The organism is Salinisphaera sp. (genome assembly GCF_035690525.1).
Taxonomy (GTDB): domain Bacteria; phylum Pseudomonadota; class Gammaproteobacteria; order Nevskiales; family Salinisphaeraceae; genus Salinisphaera.
The window spans coordinates 1-20769 of record NZ_DASSKM010000004.1; the positions used below are offsets into that span (position 1 = coordinate 1).

Annotated in this window: 17 protein-coding genes; 6 read left to right on the plus strand and 11 right to left on the minus strand. The window is 64.7% G+C overall.

Translation table 11 applies throughout. The features are described from left to right. The 4 genes from VFJ08_RS00225 to VFJ08_RS00240 all read left to right on the plus strand — a co-directional run. Positions 1 to 731, plus strand: a 731-nt coding sequence (locus VFJ08_RS00225) for a (2Fe-2S)-binding protein (protein WP_324993941.1), incomplete at its 5' end; no start/stop codon positions are given. Then, positions 724 to 2502: a NirA family protein gene (locus tag VFJ08_RS00230; protein WP_324993943.1), complete on the plus strand. Its 1779-nt coding sequence runs from the start codon at positions 724 to 726 to the stop codon at positions 2500 to 2502. The genes VFJ08_RS00225 and VFJ08_RS00230, both read left to right, overlap by 8 nt. Positions 2503 to 2510: 8 nt before the next feature. Next, positions 2511 to 4070 (plus strand): sulfite reductase subunit alpha, encoded by a 1560-nt coding sequence (locus VFJ08_RS00235; RefSeq protein WP_324993945.1) that lies wholly within the window; start codon positions 2511 to 2513, stop codon positions 4068 to 4070. Between the two features lie 200 nt (positions 4071 to 4270). After that, the gene (locus VFJ08_RS00240) at positions 4271 to 5227 is read left to right on the plus strand and encodes a DMT family transporter (protein ID WP_324993947.1); all 957 of its coding nucleotides are present in this window, start codon (positions 4271 to 4273) and stop codon (positions 5225 to 5227) included. On the opposite strand, the gene VFJ08_RS00245 is transcribed toward VFJ08_RS00240, so the two are convergent. From VFJ08_RS00245 to fdhD, 6 genes are all read right to left on the minus strand, one after another. Then, positions 5181 to 6728 (minus strand): alpha-N-arabinofuranosidase, encoded by a 1548-nt coding sequence (locus VFJ08_RS00245; RefSeq protein ID WP_324993949.1) that lies wholly within the window; start codon positions 6726 to 6728, stop codon positions 5181 to 5183. The genes VFJ08_RS00240 and VFJ08_RS00245 overlap by 47 nt on opposite strands. A 70-nt stretch (positions 6729 to 6798) precedes the next feature. Continuing rightward, positions 6799 to 7626, minus strand: coding sequence for a carbohydrate ABC transporter permease (locus VFJ08_RS00250; RefSeq protein ID WP_324993951.1), 828 nt, complete (start codon positions 7624 to 7626; stop codon positions 6799 to 6801). Continuing rightward, positions 7623 to 8561, minus strand: coding sequence for a sugar ABC transporter permease (locus tag VFJ08_RS00255; protein WP_324993953.1), 939 nt, complete (start codon positions 8559 to 8561; stop codon positions 7623 to 7625). The genes VFJ08_RS00250 and VFJ08_RS00255 overlap by 4 nt, the downstream gene beginning before the upstream one ends. 30 nt (positions 8562 to 8591) lie before the next feature. Then, the gene (locus VFJ08_RS00260) at positions 8592 to 9884 is read right to left on the minus strand and encodes an extracellular solute-binding protein (protein ID WP_324993955.1); all 1293 of its coding nucleotides are present in this window, start codon (positions 9882 to 9884) and stop codon (positions 8592 to 8594) included. 315 nt (positions 9885 to 10199) lie between these two features. Beyond that, positions 10200 to 11228 carry an NADP-dependent oxidoreductase gene (locus VFJ08_RS00265; protein ID WP_324993957.1) on the minus strand — a complete coding sequence of 343 codons (1029 nt, stop codon included), beginning with the start codon at positions 11226 to 11228 and terminating at the stop codon, positions 10200 to 10202. 189 nt (positions 11229 to 11417) lie between these two features. Further along, a complete protein-coding gene (gene fdhD / locus VFJ08_RS00270) occupies positions 11418 to 12293 on the minus strand; it encodes a formate dehydrogenase accessory sulfurtransferase FdhD (protein ID WP_324993959.1) in 876 nt (291 codons plus the stop codon). A 163-nt stretch (positions 12294 to 12456) separates the two neighbouring features. Between fdhD and VFJ08_RS00275 the strand changes: the two genes are divergently transcribed. Further along, entirely contained in the window at positions 12457 to 13404 is a 948-nt protein-coding gene (locus VFJ08_RS00275) for an AEC family transporter (protein ID WP_324993961.1), read from the plus strand. On the opposite strand, the gene VFJ08_RS00280 is transcribed toward VFJ08_RS00275, so the two are convergent. The 4 genes from VFJ08_RS00280 to mobA form a co-directional block, all read right to left on the minus strand. Then, entirely contained in the window at positions 13401 to 13922 is a 522-nt protein-coding gene (locus tag VFJ08_RS00280; protein WP_324993963.1) for a hypothetical protein, read from the minus strand. The genes VFJ08_RS00275 and VFJ08_RS00280 overlap by 4 nt on opposite strands. Before the next feature lie 32 nt (positions 13923 to 13954). Beyond that, on the minus strand, positions 13955 to 16951 hold the full coding sequence (gene fdhF / locus VFJ08_RS00285) for a formate dehydrogenase subunit alpha (RefSeq protein ID WP_324993965.1): 2997 nt from the start codon (positions 16949 to 16951) through the stop codon (positions 13955 to 13957). Positions 16952 to 17283: 332 nt separating this feature from the next. Continuing rightward, positions 17284 to 18567: a gephyrin-like molybdotransferase Glp gene (glp, locus tag VFJ08_RS00290; protein ID WP_324993967.1), complete on the minus strand. Its 1284-nt coding sequence runs from the start codon at positions 18565 to 18567 to the stop codon at positions 17284 to 17286. 64 nt (positions 18568 to 18631) lie between these two features. Further along, on the minus strand, positions 18632 to 19219 hold the full coding sequence (mobA, locus tag VFJ08_RS00295; protein ID WP_324993969.1) for a molybdenum cofactor guanylyltransferase MobA: 588 nt from the start codon (positions 19217 to 19219) through the stop codon (positions 18632 to 18634). A gap of 136 nt (positions 19220 to 19355) precedes the next feature. Here mobA and VFJ08_RS00300 point away from each other — a divergent pair, with 136 nt between their 5' ends. Further along, complete coding sequence (locus VFJ08_RS00300) at positions 19356 to 20006, plus strand: DUF4197 family protein (protein ID WP_324993971.1); 651 nt, start codon at positions 19356 to 19358, stop codon at positions 20004 to 20006. 30 nt (positions 20007 to 20036) lie between these two features. Here the strand turns inward: VFJ08_RS00300 and VFJ08_RS00305 are convergent, their stop codons facing one another. Beyond that, positions 20037 to 20606: an HNH endonuclease gene (locus VFJ08_RS00305; RefSeq protein ID WP_324993973.1), complete on the minus strand. Its 570-nt coding sequence runs from the start codon at positions 20604 to 20606 to the stop codon at positions 20037 to 20039. Positions 20607 to 20769: the final 163 nt, after the last annotated feature.

The window sequence follows — 20769 nt, forward strand, 5'->3', positions numbered from 1 at the left end:
GCCCCGACCAGCGGCGCGGGGACGTATTCGCACCGATGCACTGGAGCCGCCAATACGCCGCCGACGCGCGCGTGGGCGCGCTGATCGAAGCGGCGGTCTGCCCCGTCTCCGGCCAGCCCGAATACAAGCATACGCCGGTCGCCGTCGCGCCGTTCGCGGCTGCTTGGCACGGCTTCATCCTCGCCGCGCGGCGCCTGCCGCTGGCGGGCCGGACCGGCATCGACTACTGGGTTCGCGTCACCGGCGAGCGTTTTCTGCGTTATGAGATCGCCGGCTTGCAGGCGCCGGACGACTGGGCGGCGACCGCCCGCGACTGGCTGGGCCTGGGAAGGCGCGACGCGGACTGGATCGAGGCCGCCGACCCCGCGGCCGGCCTATACCGCGCGGCCCATTTCGACGCCGGCACGCTGGAAGCCTGCGTGTTCGTCGCCTCCAAACCGGCGGCCCTGCCGACACGCGCCTGGCTGTCCGGCCTGTTCACCGGACGCGCGCTAGCGAAGACCGAACGCGCGCAGGTGCTGGCCGGGCGCCCGGCCGATCCGGCCGCCGACACCGGCCCACAGATCTGTGCCTGCTTCGGCGTGGGCGCCAACACCCTACGCAGCGCCATCCGGAGCCGCGCGCTCGACAGCGTCGCGGCGGTGGGCGAAGCCCTGCGCGCCGGCACCAACTGCGGCGCCTGCAAGCCGGAAATCGCGGCGCTGATAGAACAGGAGGCACGCCATGAGTAACGACTTTACCGACGAACAACAGCGCTACCTGCAGGGCGTAACCGCCGGGTTGCACATCGCCCGCGGCGTGCCGGGCATGACCGGGCTCGGCGCCGGCAAGCGCTTGGCGCCGGACGACTGGCACGCCCAGGCGCGCATCCGCGCCCAGGCCGCCGGCGGCGAACTCTCGGCGCTGGAGCAGGCCAAGGCCGAGCGCAACCCCAACGATATCTGGGACGACATGGCCGCCCGCGCCGCGCGCGGCGAATATCCGACCGGCGACGACGTGTTTCTGATGAAGGCGTTCGGGCTGTTCTACGTCGCGCCCGCCCAGGACGGCTATATGTGCCGGCTGCGCTTGCCGGGCGGCATCTTTTCCAGCCACCAGTTCCGCGGGGTCGCCGACCTGGCGCAAAGCTACGGCGGCGGCTATGCCCATGTCACCACCCGTTGCAACCTGCAGATCCGCGAGATCGGCGCCGGCGATCCGCTCAAGGTGCTGATGGGCCTGTACGACCTCGGCATCATCAACCGCGGCGCCGGCGCGGACAACGTGCGCAACATCACCGGCAGCCCGCTGGCCGGCATCGACCCGCAGGAGCTGATCGACACCACCGATTTGGCGCGCGCGATGCACCATCACATCCTGCACCACCGCGAGTTCAACGGCCTGCCGCGCAAGTTCAACATCGCCTTCGACAGCGGCGGGCGCGTCAGTGCACTGGAAGGCACCAACGATGTCGGCTTCGTCGCGGTCATGCCAAAGAACGACGGCCCGCTGCCGCGCCGGCCCTATTTCCGGCTGCTGCTGGGCGGCATCACCGGGCACCGGGATTTCGCCCGCGATACCGGCGTCATGCTCGAAGCCGATGAGTGCGTCGCGGTCGCCAGCGCGGTGCTGAAGGTATTCCTGGCCAACGGCGACCGCACCAGCCGCGACACCGCGCGTCTGAAGTACCTGCTCGACCGCTGGGGCTTCGAGCCCTTCATGGCCGAGGTGCAAAAGCACCTGCCGTTCACCCTGCGCCGCTATCCGCTCGCCCGCTGCGAGGCGCGCGCGCCGGTACAAAAGGCCGGCCACGTCGGCGTGCACGACCAGGCCCAGCGCGGGCGGCGCTATGTCGGCGTGGTGCTGCCGGTCGGTAAGCTCAGCGCCGACCAGATGCGCGGGCTGGCCGATCTGGCCGATCGCTACGGCGACGGCAAGCTGCGCACCACGGTTTGGCAGAACGTGATTCTGGGCGGCATCGCCAAGGCCGAGGTGAAAACGCTGCAGCAGGAAATCGAAGCGCTGGGCCTGCATATACGCGCCAGCCACCTGCGCGCCGGCCTGGTGGCCTGCACCGGCAGCTTCGGCTGCAAGTTCGCCAACGCCGATACCAAGCACCACGCCTTGCAGGCGGTCGCCCATCTGGAGGAGAAGCTGCAACTGGAGCAGCCGATCAATATCCATTTCACCGGCTGCCACCATTCCTGCGCACAGCATTACATCGGCGACATCGGCCTGCTCGGCTGCCGGGTGGACGACCCCGACGCGGCGGACGACGACGCCGACCCGGTCGACGGCTTCCACGTGTTCATCGGCGGCGGCTACGGCGCCAACGAGAGCATCGCGCGAACGCTGCGCGAATCGGTGCCCGCCAGCCAACTGCCGGGCTATCTGCAACAACTGCTCACGGCGTTCAAGGCGCATCGTGCGAACAAGGACGAAACCTTCGTCGCCTTCGTGCGCCGCCACGCCGTGGCCGATCTGCGCGCCATGCTCGACGCCGACCCGGCCAAAGCCGCATAGAACCTTTCATGACAGACAGGATCGACATCATCCCGGAAGACGCGCCGTTCGCGGCCGAGCAGCGCGAATGGCTCAACGGCCTGGTTTCGGCGCTGGCCGGCTGGGAGGGCTCGCTTGGCGGCGCCGACCAGCCGGAACCGGCCAAGGAGTCGTTCCCCTGGCACGATCCGGGCCTGGCGCTGGACGAGCGCATGGCGATGGCCGAAGGCAAGCCCTACGAGCGCCGGCTGATGGCGGCGATGGCGCAGCTCGACTGCGGCCAATGCGGCTATCTATGCCGGACCTACGCCGAGGCCATCGCGCTCGACGGCGAAGAGTTGAATCGCTGCGTGCCCGGCGGCAAGGAAACCGAGCGCCAGCTCAAGGCACTGAGCGGCGAGCAGCAGGCCGCCGCGCCGGATGCCGAGGCGCCGGCCAAAAATCCCGAGCCCAAGCCGAGATCCAAGGGCCCGCCCGGCAGCCGCGACAACCCCTACCCGGCGCGGCTGAAATCCAGCACACCGCTCAACGGTGAAGGCTCGACCAAGGACACGCGCCACGTGGTCATCGACCTGGGCGACTCGGGCGTGACCTACGAAGCCGGCGATTCCATGGGCATCTTCCCGGAGAACGACCCGCGCACGATCGACGCCATCCTCAGCGATCTGGGCGCGTCCGGCGGCGAAAAGGTCAAAACGTCCGGCGGGAAATCCCGCTTATTGCGCCAAGTGCTGCTTAAGGATCTGGATGTCACCAAGCCCACCGACGAAGTCATCGCATGCCTGGCGGCGGCCGCCACCGACACCGAGGAAGCCGAGGACCTGCGGCTGATCGCCGAGCGCGGCGCGGCCGAGGGCCAAAGCCTGCTGGAGCTGCTGCGGGTCTATCCCAGTGCGCGGCCCACGCTGCAGGCGCTGGTGGACACACTCGGCGTGCTGCAACCGCGGCTGTATTCGATCGCCTCGTCGGCGCTGAAACACCCCGGCGAAATTCATACCACCGTGGCCGTGGTCAAGACCGCCGTGTACGGACGCGGCTACAAGGGCGTGGCGTCGACGTTTTTGGCCAAGCGGCTGTCGCTGAACGGCGAAGTGCCGGTCTATATTCAGAAAACGCAAGACTTCCGGGTTAATCCCGACCCGAACCACCCGGCCATCATGATCGGCCCCGGCACCGGAGTCGCGCCCTTCATGGCGTTCCTGCAGGAACGCGAAGCGCGCGGCGATCCTGGCCGCAACTGGCTGTTCTTCGGCAACCCGACCAGTACGCTGGACCATATCTACCGCCGCGAAATGCAGGCCTGGCGTAAGTCCGGCCTACTGTCCAGGCTGACGCTCGCATTCTCGCGCGACCAGGAAGACAAGGTCTACGTCCAGACCCGCATGCTCGAACAAGCGCGCGAATTTTGGGCCTGGTTGGAGGCCGGCGCGGTGATTTATATCTGCGGCGACGCCGACCGCATGGCGAAAGACGTGGACGCCGCGCTGCACCGCATCGTCGCCGAGCAGGGCGGCATGAGCGATGCGGCCGCCGCGCGCTATGTCGATGAATTGCGCGAAGCACACCGCTATTTGCGGGACGTGTATTGAGCCGCTTGCGGCCCGGCAGGAGCGCTACGAAACGACCTGCCTTGGCGCTGCCTTGCGGCAACGCGCCCGAATACGCGCCAGCGAGCACGGCTTGACCGGGCGCCTACTGGCAAAACAGCCCTTTGAGAGGCAACAAAACCTAAAACGCTGCTGGCCGCCGGGGCTTTGTGAAAATAGCCGGCCCCATTATTCTTGCGACCATGAATCATCGCAGCGAACCAGCGGCAGTCGCGCCGAAGGCAACCCAGGCCCCGCGGCGGCCGCTGGATGCGCGGGCCGCCGGGCTCATGATCGGCTTTTGTCTGGTGATCGGTCTGCAGCAGGTCGCGATCAAGTCGATCGCGGATGCCGTCAGCCCGCTGGCCCAGATCGGCACCCGGTCGCTGGTCGCCGTGATCGTGATTGCGGCCATCGCACGCTGGCGCGGCATCGCGCTCTGGGCGCCCGAACAGTTCGGCCCCGGGCTGGTCGTAGGCATCGGCTATACGCTGGAATTCAGCTTCGTGGCGCTGGGGCTGAACTATACCTACGCCTCGCATATGTCGGTGTTTCTCTACACCGCGCCGGTATTCGCCGCGATCGGCCTGCATCTGTTCGTGGCCGGCGAACAGCTCACTCCACGCCACTGGGCCGGGGTCGCCATCGCCTTCGCCGGGCTCGTCATCGCGCTGGCGCCGAGTGCCCATGTCTCGAGCCAGGTGCTGATCGGCGACGCGCTGGGGGTGGCGGCCGGCGCCTCCTGGGCCGGCACGACGCTCGCGCTGCGTACCAGCGTGCTGTCGGAGGCGCCGCCCCTGCGCACCATCGCCTACCAGCTGGTCGTCGCCAGCGCCCTGTTGCTGCCGGCTGCCGCCGCGCTCGGCGATCTCGGCTCGATCCATATGACCGCGCTGGCCTGGGCCAGCCTGTCGTTCCAGTCGGTGATCGTTTCGGTCGCCGCGCTGCTGGTGTGGTTCTGGCTGCTGCGGCGCTACCTGGCCTCCCGGCTCGGCGTGTTCGCCTTTCTGTCGCCCATTTTCGGCGTCGGCTTCGGCGTGCTTCTGATGGGCGACCCGATCTCGCTGAATTTCGCGTTCGGCGGGCTGGCCATTCTGGCCGGTCTGCTGCTGGTCAACTCTCGCGGCCGGCGCCGGATCGTCCCGCGCAATCCGGCCTGACGCGCACTACGATGAGGTCCCACGAAGCCGGCTGCAGCCATGCCTGCACGCCTGTTTCGCTCAAGCGCACGCCCTCAAGCTGCCGAGGGACGACGCGGTCCGGGTCATCCGCGGTGTTAACGGCTTTGGAGTCGCGGTCGTGAAGTTGTTGCGCGGCTTCCAGCCCTTCGATACGAAAACCGCGTAGTTCCGCGTTCAATTCAAGCGGCTCGCTCAGGTGCCGGTTCATCGCCACCAACGTCACCGAGCCGTTTGCGTGATTGTCGATGGCCGTGGCGTAGAGATAGGGAACCTCGATGCCGGCCTGGGTCGTATAACTCGGACTGACGGTATTCAACTGCAACACGCGGCCATGACCATAGCGGGCCGCGAGAGCGAATGGCCAGAAAATGGTCTGGCGCCAGGCCGGGCCGCCTGGTTCGGTCATGATCGGCCCGATTACGTTCACGAGCTGGGCTAGGCAGGCGATTTTCACCCGGTCGGCGTTGTTGATGAGTGTGATCAGGGCGCCGCCGACGATCAGCGCGTCCTCGAGATCGTAGACTTCTTCGATCAAGCGCGGCGCGGCCGGCCAGCCCGGTTTGTGCATATAGGGCTCGCTGTGGGTGCGATACCACACGTTCCATTCGTCGAACGACAGCATCACGCGTTTGGACGAGCGCCGCTTGGCGGCTACCGCATCGCAGATCGACACGACCTCGCGGATGAATGTGTCCATCAATTCGATCTCGGCGAAATATTCGCCGAGATCGTCGTGATCGTTGCGGAAGTAGGTATGCAGCGAAATGAGATCGATACGGTCGAAGCAGTGATCGAGCACTTCCTGTTCCCAATGGCCGAAGGTTTGCATGTTGCGGTTCGATGAACCACAGGCCGCAAGCTGGACGTCCGGGTCGACCCAGCGCATGACCTTGGCGCTTTCCTGGGCCAGGCGGCCGTACTCGGTGGCGGTCAGACTGCCAATCTGCCATGGTCCGTCCATCTCGTTGCCGAGACACCAGTACTTGACGCCGTGCGCCTGGCGATAGCCGTGCTGAACGCGCCAGTCCGCCAGCGCGGAACCGGGTTCGGCGTTGCAGTACTCCATGAAGCGACGCGCTGCATCGATGCCGCGCGTGCCCAGGTTGACGCCCAGCATGGGTTCGATGCCGGTGACCCGACACCAGTCGATGAACTCGTTGGTGCCGAATTGATTGGTTTCCGTGGAAAACCAGGCCAGATCAAGACGTTTCGGGCGTTCGGCTTGCGGGCCGACGCCGTCCTCCCAGTTGTAGCCGGATAGGAAATTGCCGCCGGGGTAGCGCACCAGCGTCACGCCCAGCTCTTCGACCAGCGCAAGTACATCGCCGCGGAAGCCGTGGGCGTCGGCGGTGGGATGATCCGGCTCGTAGATGCCCGAGTACACGCTGCGCCCCATATGTTCGACGAAGGAGCCGAAAAGCTTTCGGTCCAGCTCGGAAACGACGAAGTCCCGATCGGCAATCAATTGAGCGTTTGGCATGTAAACCCCTCTATCCGTCAGGATAGTTGTCGTTAGTTGAATCGGTCGCGCCGTTAGGCTAGGTGCGATTTCACTTGAGCGCGGTGGTCGACATCACGCCTTCGGTGATCCGTTTCTGGAAAAACAGATAGGCGATCACCACGGGCACCGCGGCCAATACGGCGGTGGCCATCTGGTTGGCATAGGTGATGCCGTAGGCCGACTGCACCTGGGTGATGCCCACGGGGATCGTCATTTTGTCGGTCGAGGTGACGATCACGAACGGCCAGAAGAAGTTGTTCCAGGCGACAATGAACACGATGATTGCGATGGCCCAGGTGATGCCCCAGTTGATGGGTAGATAGACCTGAAACAGGATGCGAAAGTCATTGGCGCCGTCCAGGCGGGCGGCGTCGCGAAAATCCTGGGGCACATCGTCGAAGAAGCGCTTGTAGATGATGACCGCGGCCGGAAAAGCGAGCTGCGGCAGGATGATGCCGGCGTAGCTGTTCACCAGGCCGAACCGGTTGAGGAGCATGTACAGTGGAATTGCGTTGGCCTCGAGCGGGATCATGAAGCCGGCCAGCACCAGCCAGAACAGTATCGACCGACCCTTGAACCGCAGTTGCGACAGGGCGTAGGCGCACATCGCCGACAGCAGCAGAGTCGCTACGGTGATAATCAAGCCGGTGACGATGCTGTTGATGTACCAGATCACGATCGGGCTGTTTTCCAGCACGTTGCGAAATGCGGCGAAGGTGATATGGGCTGGGAACCAGGACGGCGGTCGCGCGATGGTCTGGGACTCGCTGACCAGCGAGGTCTTGACGGCCCAGTACAGCGGAAACAGCCAGAACAGGGCCAGCAGGCTCGTCACCACGAATAACGCGGCTGTCGTCAGATATCGGCGTATCTTCACGCGTCACGGTCCTTGCGACCACTCAACAGTCGATACTGAATAAAAGAAGTCACCAGGATTAGGACGAACACGCTTAAGGCGATAGTGGCGGCATAGCCGCCGTTGTGTTGAATGAACGCCTGTCGGTACATGTACTGCAGCAGCACGACAGTGGAGTTGTATGGCCCGCCCTGGGTCAGCAGATAGACTTGGTTGAAGATCTTGAACTGCAGGATCAACTGCAAGGTGAATACCAGCACCGTTACCGGGTACAACATCGGCCACGTGATCGACGTGAAAAGCCGGAAGGCGCCGCAGCCGTCCAGGCGCGCCGCTTCGTAGATTTCGACCGGAATGTTCTGCAGCCCGGAAATGAACAGCACCGTATTGAAGCCGACCATCCACCAAATGGTGACGAAAGCGACCATCGGCATGGCCCAGGTGGCGTTGTCCAGCCACGCGATGCTGGTGCCCACCAGATAGTTCGCGACGCCGAAATTCGGGTCGAGAATCCACGCCCAGATCATCGTGACCACGCTCACCGGCAGGATGTAGGGCAGAAAGAAGGCGGCGAGAAAGAATGGACGCAGTCGATTCCATCGCAGGATGAGAATGGCGAGCAACAGCCCCAAGGCGGTGCTCGGCGCGGCCGTCAGCAGCACGAAGTAGACCGTGTGCCAGAGCGAGGCCCAGAACAACGGGTCAAAAACGAGTCTCGCGTAATTGCCGAGCCCGACGAATGCGCCGCCGCTGCCCGTCAGATCGGCGCTGGTGAAAGTCAGCCAGAATACGCGGATGGCGGGATAAATCAGAAATACGCCGTAGACGACCAGAAACGGCGCAATCATCAACAGCGCCGACTTCGCGTTTTTACCGCGGATCGCACGCCACGACCGTCGCCGGGCCGCCGCAGCGGACGATGCGGCGCGTGTTGTGGTCGGCGAATTCACCGCCATGGAACCGACTCCGCCTGTACTCGTGGCCGACTAGTGCTGGCTGGCGTTCAAAAGGCTCTTGCGGAAGTGCGCCATCGCGGCCTTGGGCGTCATCTGCCCGGCCAGGGCCGGTACGAAGAAATTGTCGACCGCGGTGTAGGCCGGGCTGCCCACGCCGAAAACCGGCAAACTGGGCGCGAAGACGACGTCGCGGGCGGCCTGTGGGGTGTACTCGTTGTTCGGCACCATCTGCTTGAACTCAGTGCTGTTGAGTACCGGCTGATAAGCGGGAATATGGCCGCCCGCGGCCCAGGTTATCGCGTGTTCTTCAACGTAATCGATGAATGTGAACACCGCTTCGAGCTTGGCCGGCGACATCGGCTGGCCTTTGTGGGCGGGAATGGCCAGGTTGTGTGAGTCGGCCCAGGTGTCGCGATTGTCGTACAGCTGCGGGAACGCCATGATGCCGTAATCGAAGCCGACGGTGCCCTTCTTCTTGCCGTCGACCAGCGTTGGCACCTCCCAATCGCCGTTGATCATGAAGGCCGCGCGGCCGCTGACGAATAGCGCCACCATTGCCGGATACGAGGTGTGATGGCTGATATAGCCCTGCTTCGACCAGTCGGCGATGGCGCGCAGACTTTTCAGGCCGGTCGAATCCAGGTCCTTCAGGTAAAGCTTGCCGTTCTTTTCGAGCGAGCCGTGCTGCTGCTTGAACAATGTGTACCAGGTGCGCCATACCGTGGCGCCATCGTTCGACGCGAAAGCGATCGGCAATGCGTCGGTACGCGCCTTGATCTTCTTGAGCATCTTGCTGAACTGGTCGATACCCTGGATCTTGAATTGGCCCGACTGGCCGAGCACGCCGGCCTTGCGCAGCAGATCTTTATTGTAATAAAGCACCAGCGTATGCGTGTCGAGCGGCACGCCGTAGAGCCGGCCGGGCTGGCCATACGCCTTGCTGTCCGCCAGCGACTTGTCGATCAGACTTTTCAGGAACTGGTTTTTGTGCAGTCCGGCCTTGTTCAGTTCTTCGGTCGTGATCGGGCGTAGATCGCCTTGTTCGAGGCCGATCGGGAAATGCGACAGATGATAGCTGACAACGTCCGGCGCATTGCCCGAGACCACCGCGCTGTGGAGTTTCGTATAGAAAGGCGTCCCCCACGTCAGCGTGGTCGAATTCACTTGGATGCCGTCGTGGCTTTTATTGAAATTCTGCACAAGCTGCTGCATGCGCACCCCATCGCCGCCTGTGAAGAAATTCCAATAACTAACGACCTCCGGCGCCGCGAGGGCATAAGGCGAGCAGATGAGTAGAGCGATGACAGCAATAGCGTATTTCATTATTCATTCTCCTCCCATACAGCAAGAACGACGGCAACCGTTCACGATGTAGCGAGAGTCCGCCCCATCATCACAGGTCATCACAGGGCGGCCGAACTGCATCGATGCCACACAATTGACCCTACCACCGCCTCCCTCGCGATGTATATTCAAATGCTGGCATTTTCATACTTATGTCCAATATTTACTCTCAGAAGATGAACTTTTCAGAATCCAGCGTTATAGCTGCTTTACGCTTACGACGCTTTGCTATTGCAAAGCTCGAATATAGCCGGGCGGCCATCGGCGCGGCGGCGTATGGAACGGCAGCAGCCCCTAATCTTCGACCGCCAGCACCAGCTTGCCGAAGTTCCCGCCGGTGAACAGCTTGAGCAGGGTCTCGGGAAAGGTGTCGAAGCCTTCGACGATATCTTCGCGGTGTTTGAGGTCACCGGCCGCAAGCCAGTCCGCCATCTCGCGGGCGGCCTGAGGATAACGATCGGCGAAGTCGAACACGATGAAGCCTTCCATGCGCGCCCGGTTGATCAGCAGCGAAAGATAGTTCTGCGGCGCGTACGCGGTATCGCCGACGTTGCCGGTGACGTTGTACTGCGAGATCGCGCCGCAGATCACGACCCGGGCATGCAGGCGCAGATTGGCGAGCGCGGCGTCCAGGATCTCGCCGCCGACGTTGTCGAAATACACGTCTATGCCGTCCGGGCATTCGCGCCGGACCGCATCGTTGATTTCCTCGGCCTTGTAGTCGATGACGGCATCGAAACCGAGTTGGTCGACAACATAGGCGCATTTTTCCGGCCCGCCGGCGAGACCGACAACCCGCGATGCCCCCTTCTTCTTCGCGATCTGGCCGACCAGCGCGCCGACCGCGCCGGAGGCGGCCGAAACGAGCACGACATCGCCCTCGGCGAGCGCGCCGACCTCCAGCGTGCCGAAATAAGCGGTCATGCCGGGCATGCCGAGCGCGCCGAGATAGACCGGCAGATCGGCCAGCGCGGTATCGACCTTGCGCAGCTCGTCGCCGGGCACGACCGCATGCGTCTGCACCCCGAAGTTGCCGCTGACCGGGTCGCCGGCGGCGAAGTCCGGATGCTTCGAATCGATAACCTTGCCGGCCGCGCCCGCGCGCATCACCTCGCCGAGGCCGACCGGTTTGATATACGACTTGCCGGCGTTCATCCAGCCGCGCATGGCCGGATCGAGCGAGATATACTCGATCGCGACTCGGACTTCGCCATCCCGCGCCTCGCCCAGGGTTTCGGTGGCGAGTTCGAAATCATGGCGCTGGGGCATGCCCTTGGGCCGGCGGACCAGACGAAATTGACGGTTCTCGATGGCGTCGGTCATGAAAGTTCTCGCGGGGGCTTTTGATGCTCCGACGTTAGGCCGGACGCAGGAGCCTGGCAAGCCCGCCTCGAAGACGAGCGCAACAAGCCCCGCCGCGGCAGGCCCGCGTACGCCCGATTCGGCTCGTGGCGCCGATTGCGCCGTGGTAATGCCGCTTATTCTGCAGCCGGCGACAGCGAACGGCGTCGGCTACGCTCGGCCCAATCGCTGCGCGCCGCTATAGCAGTTGAAGCGCTCGCCCCGCAAAAAACCGACGAGCGTGGTCGAGAACCGCCGGGCGATTTCGACCGCGAAACTGCTCGGCGCCGAAATCGCGCAGACGACGGGAATGCCGGCGGCGCCCGCCTTTTGCATCAGCTCGAAGCTGGCGCGGCCGGAGAGCATGAGGACATGTTCCGACAACGGAAGCCGTGCATCGAGCAACGCCCGCCCGATGAGCTTGTCGAGCGCGTTGTGCCGGCCGACGTCCTCGCGCAGGGCAACGAGATCGCCGCCGGCACGAAAAATCGCCGCGGCATGCAGGCCGCCCGTGGACTCGAACACGTCCTGCGCGACGCGCATGCGTTCGGGCAGGCCGAGCAGCCAGTCGGGGTCGACACGCAGGCCATCGACGCCGCGCGATACGGCGCGCGCCGGGCGCGGCGCGCGAAAGCTCGGCTTGCCGCAGACGCCGCACGCGCTGGTCGCCAGCGTGTTGCGCTCGATGCGGTCGAGCCGGGCGCGCGCCTCGGGCTTGAGCATGGCTCGAATGACATCGGGCTCGTCGGCGCTGTGGCGCAGATAGACGATATCGGCGGCCGAGCGTACTACGCCTTCACCGTGCAGCAGGCCGGCGGCCAGCTCGCGGTCGTGGCCGGGCGTGCGCATGGTGATCAACGGTTCGGCCCCGGCGACATGAATTTCCAGCGCACGCTCGACCGCCAGCGTGTCGTCGGCCGCGCGCCAGATGCCATCGCGATAGTCGGCGATCGCGACGCGTTCGCGCGCCGCCGCCGGCGCATCGACGGGTTTGGGCCGATAGTCGGGCCGATAGTCGGGCCGATCGGGGTCGTCGGATCGGCGCATGGACGGCTCTCTGTCGGTATGAATATCGTCATCATAAAGCCTGGACCGGGGTTTTCGGCGGGCAAACACCGCGCGATCGCTGTATCCGGCGAACGTCACGGGCCTATACTGGCGCGCGTTCGACGGCGCCCGCGCCGTTCATTCCGCGACCCCGGCCGGTGCCATGCCTATTGCGGCGATTTTCATTCAGACGCTGAACGTCACGCTGCCGGTGTTCGCACTGGTATTTGTGGGCATCGCGATGCGCCGCGCCGGCTGGGTCGACGATCGCTTCGTTTCCATGGCCTCGAAGATCGTGTTCAAGGGCAGCATGCCGGCCCTGATCTTCGTTTCCATCGTGGGCGCCGATCCCGGCGAAGCGATCCGGCCGGGCATGATGGCCTACTTCGGTCTGGCCACCGTGGCGAGCTTCGCGCTGATCTGGCTGTGGGCGATCTGGCGCGTGCCGGGAATCCGGCGCGGCGTCTATGTCCAAGGCGCCTTTCGCGGCAACTGCGGCATCGTCGGCTTGGCGCTGGCGCAGAACATGTACGGCGATTTCGGCTTGTCCGCCGGCAGCATCCTCGTCGGCGAAGTGATCCTGATCTACAACGTGCTCGCCGTCGTGGTCCTGACCTGGTATCAGCCTGGGCAAAGCGCGGACTGGCGTTCGATCGCGCGCGGCGTGGCGGCCAACCCGCTCATCCTGGCGACGCTGGCATCGGTGGCCGTCGCCGCCGGCGGCGTTCCGATTCCGACATGGGTGATGACCAGCGGTGACTATTTCGCCCAGCTCACCCTACCGCTGGCGCTGGTCTGCATCGGCGGCGCGCTTTCGATGCGCGCGCTCTACGACGCCCGCGGCGTGGCGTTTTCGGCCAGCGTGATCAAGATGACGATACTGCCCGCGGCGGCCGTCGCGGTTGGTTGGCTGATCGGCTATCCGGCGCGCGAACTGGGCCTGATGTTTCTATATTTCGCCTGCCCGACCGCGGCATCCAGCTTCATCATGGTCGAGGCCATGGGCGGCGACGCGCGCCTGGCCGCGAACATCGTGGCCGTGACCACGCTGGCCGCGAGCGCGACGATGACTGCGGGCGTGTTCGTGTTGCGCGTCGCGGGCGTTATCTAGGCGTCGTCGCTTTCCCGTCGATCCTTGTCGCCGGATGGGTCGCGCTGGCGGCGCGTCTCGGCCGAGAACGCCTTGGCGCCCTCGATGACCGGCGCGAGCGTACGCCAGAGTTCCTCGTCGCGCAGCAGTTTGAACACGCCGGTCACGCCCGGCGGATTATAGGACGAAGCGTGCTTGCCGGCCGCGGTTTCATCCGCGCGGTCGAGGCCGGCCTGCATGGCGTCGAACATCCGTTCCAGGCGATCGGGGTCGAGCCGGCCGAGCTGCCGGGCGAGCACGAGCAGGTTGCGCATTCCGGCCTGGCCGTGCGCGGTGTTCAGGCCTTCGAGGGCGATCGTCGAGACTTCCGGCATGGCGCCGACGAAGTCCTTGATCCAACGCATCAGTCCGGACTCGTAGAGTTGGTCGAGCAGGCCGTTGATTTCGGCGATCCGGCCCTCGAATCGTTCGATCTCTTCCAAGGTCTCCGGCCGGAAACGCCGGGCTTGGTCCGGGCGGTAGTGAATCTGTTCTGCCATGATTGAATCCTGTCGAGCGGAGTGGCGCCGCCTTAGATACCGCTACCGGTCGGGCGTACCTTCGGCGGCCGCCGGTAGTCGTCGCGCTCCCATTTCCGGTCGACCTGCACCCCGGATGTGGGATGGCGTTTCTTGTGTCGCTGGTTGTTCGGCTTGAGCGGTGCTGGGCCGTGATCGTCCAGGGCCTGCATGTTGACCGCGCACTCCTTGTAGGCCGGGGTATCGGTATCCTTGTCGGCCTGGAAGCTGGTCAACACGTTGACCGCTTCGATGTTCTTCTTGCCGTGCTGCGGCATGTAGAGCTGCTTGCCGGACACCCGGTCGGTGACTTGTACCGCGACCTTGACCGCGCCGCGCCGCGATTTCAGCCGAACCATACGGCCCGATTCCAGCCCGCGCTCCTCGGCCAGTTGCGGCGAGACCTCCACGAAACCGTGCGGAATTTTATACACGATGCCGGGGGTCTCGTCGGTGAGGTTGCCTTCGTGGAAATGCTCCAGCAAACGGCCGTTGTTCAGGTGTAGATCGTATTCCCGGTCGGGCTGGTCGGTGGGCTCGTTCCAGTGCACCGGGTAGAGACGCGCTTTGCCGTCGCCGAAGTGGAAACTGCCGCCGGAATACAGCTGGGCTTCGCTGGTGCCGTCGGCCGCGACCGGCCATTGCTGCGAATCGAAGCCTTGCAGACGATCGTAATGCACGCCGGTGAACAGGTCCGTCAAGCCGGCCGCTTCGTGCATGATCTCCGACGGGTGGGTATAGCCCCAGTCGTGGCCCATGTAGGCGGCGAGCTCGGTATGAATGCGCCAGTCGGGCTTCGAATCGCCCAGCGGCGGAAATACTTCGTAAAGACGCTGTAGGCGACGCTCGGTATTGGTGAACGTGCCTTCCTTTTCCAGCGACGGGCTGGCCGGCAGCACCACATCGGCGAATTCGCAGGTGCGCGAGAAGAACATATCCTGCACCACGAAGAATTCGAGCTTCTCGAACGCGGACTGGACGTTGAGCGCGTCGGAATCTACGATCGCCATATCCTCGCCGACCACGTACAGCGACTTGAGTTCGCCGTCGTGGATGTTGTGGACCATCTCGTGATTGTTCAGGCCGGGGCGCGTGGTTAGTTCGGTGCCCCAGACTTGTTCGTAACGCTTGCGGACATCGTCCTCGGTGACGAAATCGTAGCCGGGGAAGCGGCTCGGCATGCAACCGAAATCGCTGGCGCCCTGCACGTTGTTATGCCCGCGCATGGGAAACGCCCCGGCGCCGAATTTGGCAATGTTGCCGGTCACGATCAGCAGATTGCACAGCGCGGTCGCGGTATCGGCGCCCATGCTGTGCTGGGTCACGCCCATGGCCCAAACCCCGCACACGGTGTCGGCCGCGAGAATCATTTCGATGACCTGCATCAGCGTGTCGCGGCCGAGCCCGCAGCGCTGTTCGGCGAACTCCAGCGTGAACGGCGCCAGGCTTTGCTTGAAGTCCTCATAGCTGTCGACGTGCTCGGCGATGAAGTCCTCGGCGGCATGGCCGTTATCGACAATATATTTCGATACCGCGTTCATCCAGATCAGATCGGTGCCGGGCTCGGGCCGCATGAACAAATCGGCGCGCTCGGCCATCTCGTTCTTGCGCAGATCGGCGACGATATGCTTCTGGCCGTGCAGCTTGGCCGCTCGTTTCATGCGGGTGGCGATCACCGGGTGGCTTTCGGCGGTGTTGGAACCGACGATAAGCAGCAGTTCCGCGGCCTCGAGATCGGCGATGCCGCCGGTGTCGGCGCCGTAGCCCATGGTGCGCCACAACCCTTCCGTGGCCGGCGCCTGGCAATAGCGCGAGCAGTTGTCGATATTGTTGGTGCCGATGACCGAGCGCGCGAACTTCTGCATCAGATACGCTTCCTCGTTGGTGCACTTCGAGGAAGCGATGAAGGCCAGCGCGTCCGGGCCGTGGGCGTCGCGAATCGCGTTGAAACGGCGCGCGATCAGGCGGTAGGCCTCGTCCCATTCGGCTTCGCGGAAGCTGCCGTTCTCCCGGATCAGCGGCTTGGTCAGCCGGTGCTCGCTGTTGATATGGCCCCAGCCGAACTTGCCCTTGATACAGGTCGAGATGCCGTTGGCCGGCGCCTCGGCCTTGGGCTGGACCTTGAGCAGATCGCGGCCGCGCGTCCACATCTCGAACGAACAGCCCACACCGCAGTAAGTGCAGACCGTCTTGGTCCGCTTGAGCTCGGTTTCGCGCATCGCCGAATCGACTTCCGACACGGCAAAGATAGGGCCGAAACCGGTGCTGCGCTCGGCGGCCTTGACCAGATCGATCGACGCCCGGCCGAGCCGGCGATAGCCGTCCGGCGCCTGCGGCGACAGCGCGGTCATCGGCCCCACCTTGCCCAGCGCGGTCTTTTCCATCAGCGCGTTACAAGGGCAGACCGTCACACAGTGGCCACAGGACACACAGGAGGAATCCTCGATCGCCACATCCTCGTCCCAGATTACGCGCGGTCGCTCCCGCTCCCAATCGATGGACAGCGTCTCGTTGACCTGCAGGTTCTGGCAGGCTTCTACACAGCGTCCGCACAGGATGCACTGGTCCGGGTCGTAGATATAAAACGGGTTGGAATAATCTTTTTCGTACGGTTTACCGCGATACGCGTAGTGCTGCCCCGGCACGTGCATGTCGCGCACGGTGTTGTGCACCGCGCAGTCGCCGTTGTTGTTGTCGCAAACCGAGCAATACAGATCGTGGTTGGCGGTCACGCGGTGGATGGCCTCCATGCGCGCCGACTCTGCCTCCTCGACGTTCAGGCCGATCTCCATGCCGGGTTTGACCACCACGCTGCAGCCGCGCACGAGATTGCCGTCGACCTCGACGAAGCAGGTGTCGCAGGTCTGGATCGGCCCCAGACTCGGGTGATAGCAAAGATGCGGCATATAGACGCCGGCCGCATCGAGGGCTTGCGGCAACGGCTGGCCGCTACGCACGGTGATCGCCCGGCCGTCTACGGCGATATCGAAAAATTCAGATTCCTGGTCCACAAACGCGCTCCTGTCCACCGCCGACCGCGATCCGCATCGCGCCTAAAGCCGCAGGGCCCGGCTATTTCATAACCCGGCTATTCCATAACCGGGCCACGCCCGGGCCAGAGTCTCGGTGACACCCCGGAGCGGGCATCGCAGCCGTCGCCTCTAAAGCCGCAATCCGCCAAGGCGGTATCCGCGCCGGAGTCGTCGACGGTATTCGATTGTATTGTGCTTGAGTATCTGCGTATTCACGCCGGGGATCAATCGGCCAACCCTCGGCGATCCCTCGGCAATTTCTGGGCAATCTTCCGGTCGATCTTTCGACGATCGGACGTGGCGTCGCACGATCATGCATCGCCGGGAACGTCCACCGGGGCCCAGATCGTCTGCGCGAACGGCTCGACCGTGACCGGCGTGCCGGCCGGCACATCCGCCCAGTCGGCCGGCAATACGACGAAGGCATCGGCCCGGCTCATCGAGCGCATCACCCCCGATCCCTGATGGTCGAGCGCAATCACGCGCGGCGATGCGCCGCCGAAATCCATGCGCGCGCGCAGGAAATGCTCGCGGCCCGGCCGTTTGGCCAAATCGGTAGCGGTGGGCAGCGTCATACGAATCGGCTCGGCCGGCGTCGCGCCGGCTAGACGAACCAGGGCCGGTCGCACGAGTTGAATGAAAGTCACCGCCGTGGACACCGGGTTGCCCGGTAGGCCGAAGAACCGCGTACGCCCCAACGCGCCGAAAGCCAGCGGCTTGCCCGGCTTGATCGCGACGCGCCAGAAATCGATGGCGCCCTTGTCGGCGAGCACGTCGACCACGAAATCGGCGGCACCGACGGAAACACCGCCGCTCGTGATCAGGGCATCGCAGCTTGCCGCGCGGTCGAACGCCTCGGCCAGCGCTTGCGACGAGTCGCCAACGGCTCCGAGGTCGACGCCTTCCATGCCGAGGCTTTCGAGCTGCGCGGCGAGCCCGTACCGGTTGCTGTCGTAGATTTCGCCGGGCGCCAGCGCGCCATCGATCGGCCGCAGTTCGTCGCCGGTGGAGAAAAACGCCACGCGCGGGCGCCGGACGACGGTCACTTCGGCCGCGCCCACCGAGGCCAGGACGACGATGTCGGCCGGATGTAGAAAACTGCCCGGCCCGAGCACCGGCTGTCCGCGCGCCAGGTCCTCGCCGGCCGGGCGAATGTTCGCGCCCGGTTCGGACGGCTGCTCGACGATCATGAACTCGCCGTCGAGGCGCGTGTTTTCCTGCATCACGACGCTGTCCACGCCGTCCGGCACGACCGCCCCGGTCATGATGCGCACGCACTCGCCCGGCCCGACACGGCCCGTAAACGGATGGCCCGCGAGGCTTTGTCCCGCGATTTTCAAACGGGCGCCGGGGCCCTCGACGCCGGCCGCCGCGTAGCCATAGCCGTCCATGGACGAGTTCGCGGCACTCGGCACATCCACCCCCGCGACGACCCGCTCGGCGAGCACGCGGTGCAGCGCCTTGTTCAGAGTGACGCGTTCGGTATCTTCGACCGGCCGGATCGCCGCCACGATACGCCGGCGCGCTTCGGCCAGCGCCATCGGCGTGTTGTTTGTACCCGGCCGATCGGCCGGCTGGCGGGAAATTTCGGGCATGACGGTCCTCGCAGGCGATTCGGGAACGGTTACGGCAACGCCGCGCCGTTGCCGGAGTGCGTGATCACAGCCGATCGACGAGCGCCTCGGCGTCTTGAGCGCGATTGATGTTGACGAAATCTTCGCCGTCGGGCCAATCCACCGGTACGCGCGCGGTTTGCTGCTGCCATTCGGTGACCCGGCGGCGCCCGAAAAACAGTGCGGCCCGCACATCCCCGAGCAACGACCGGCGCATTAAAGCGTGTAACGGGTGCAGGGAATCCGGGGTCCGCGCCACCGCGAGATCGATATTCGGCTTCATGGCATCGGCGAGCCGCGCCACCAGATCCAGCGGCAGCATGGGTGTATCCACCGGCACGATGAGCACGTACGGCGTAACCGCGACCTCGAGCATGCTTGCAATGCCCGCCAGCGGCCCGCGATATTCGTCCGTGTCATCGCCGTGAACGGTGTAACCGAGGCTCCGGTAGCGGGATAGCGAGCGGTTCGCGCTGATCACGATGCCTCCGGCCTGCGGCCGAACGCGCGCGAGCGTATGTTCGATTAGGGGACGGCCGGCCACTTCGTACCAGCCTTTGTCGGCACCACCGAGGCGGCGGCCCTCGCCGCCGGCCAATATGCCCGCCGTGACCTGCGCTGAGGAAATCTTCATCGCATTATTTTGTCGGCCCGGATCGGCCGCCGGCAATCGCCGGCGCAACACGTTCGAACATTCGTTAGCGGGCGCCCGGTACGCCACATGCTAATTTCTGATTTTAAACGACAACCGCAGCGAGGTCCGAACCGCCATGCGACGTATCGCGATCGGCCTGCTGGCTTCGAGTCTGATCACTCTGCTCACGGGCGCCCAGGCGAGTGGCTTGGGCACCCAAATGGAGCGGGCGCTGATCGCTCCATCGCCGGAAAAGATATCCAGAACGCGGCGTCTGCTTACCGAGGACGTGACCGCGGAGCTGAAAAACGTGCTGATCGACGGCGCCGGTCTTGCGGTTCTTGAACGGGGCGCACCGGGCGGCTTCGAAGACCGGTTCGGTGCCGATACGACGACGGCCAACGATACGCTCCGCCAACCCGTTCTGGCGCGTGCGGCCGAAAACACCGCCGCCCAGGCCGGCCCGATTCTTCGCGAAATCATCAACGCGCTCTACGTGCCGAACCGGCAGCCGGCGATTGACGACGATAGCGTGACGCCGGCCACGCGTTTCCTGCGCGACCATGCCGCCGAGCATCTGCGTATGGCGCTCGCCCGGATCGCGGCGCGCGTTCTTGCGCCGCCCGGCTCGCGACCGGCCACGCGGCCGACGATCTCGCGGCAGCGGCTGGCCGATTACGTCGCACAGGTTACAGTCGATGGTCTGTTACAAACCATGGCTCGCCACGAGCAGGCGACGCGCGATTCCGGTGCGCACGGGTCGCCCCAACGCGCTCGCATTTCTTAATAGATTTGGGAAGCTACGCCCGGGTCTGAATCAGCTGGCCGACCGAATCCGCTGCGGCGCCAGGCGCTCGAGAAAGGCCTGCTGATCGGCGAGTATTCGGCGGTTAGCGAGAATCAGCCACTCCGCCAGATTCGGTTCGTACGGCAACGCCAGCAGTTTCATTCCCGCCTGCTCCGGCGTCCGATCATCCTTATAGCGATTGCAGGACTCACAGGTCGAAACCACGTTGCGCCAGGCGTGTTCTCCGCCCTTGGATCGCGGTACGACATGCTCGATCTGCATCTGCGAAAAGCCGAGTTGGGTGCCGCAATACAGGCACAGCCCGCCGTCGCGATGGAACAGTTCGCGCCGGGTCAGCGTCGGCACCAAATTACGCGCGAACCGGTGCGATCGATCGCGAACGGCGATGATCGAGTCGATGGCGATCTCGCTACGCACGCCGGTCTCGCGCGAGCGTCCGCCACGCAGCACGATCTTCTCGCTGCCGGCCTCCCACGCGATCTTGTCGGTGAAATACAGGCTCACGGCTTCGCGCCAGTCCACCCACTCCACGGGGAGACCGCCGGCATCGAGTTTGAGAATGCGTGGTATGACCGACACGAAACAACCTCCTTTGACGGCGCCAGAACGGCCCGAGCGGCATTCGCTTGTCAACACTTCTTTCTTGTACCGGAAAAATCGTGGCCGGCGCAATCATGGCGCGGCCACGCCTGGGCTACCGCTTGCCGGGCGACGAGCCGCGCGGGACGCGGCGTGCGCGACG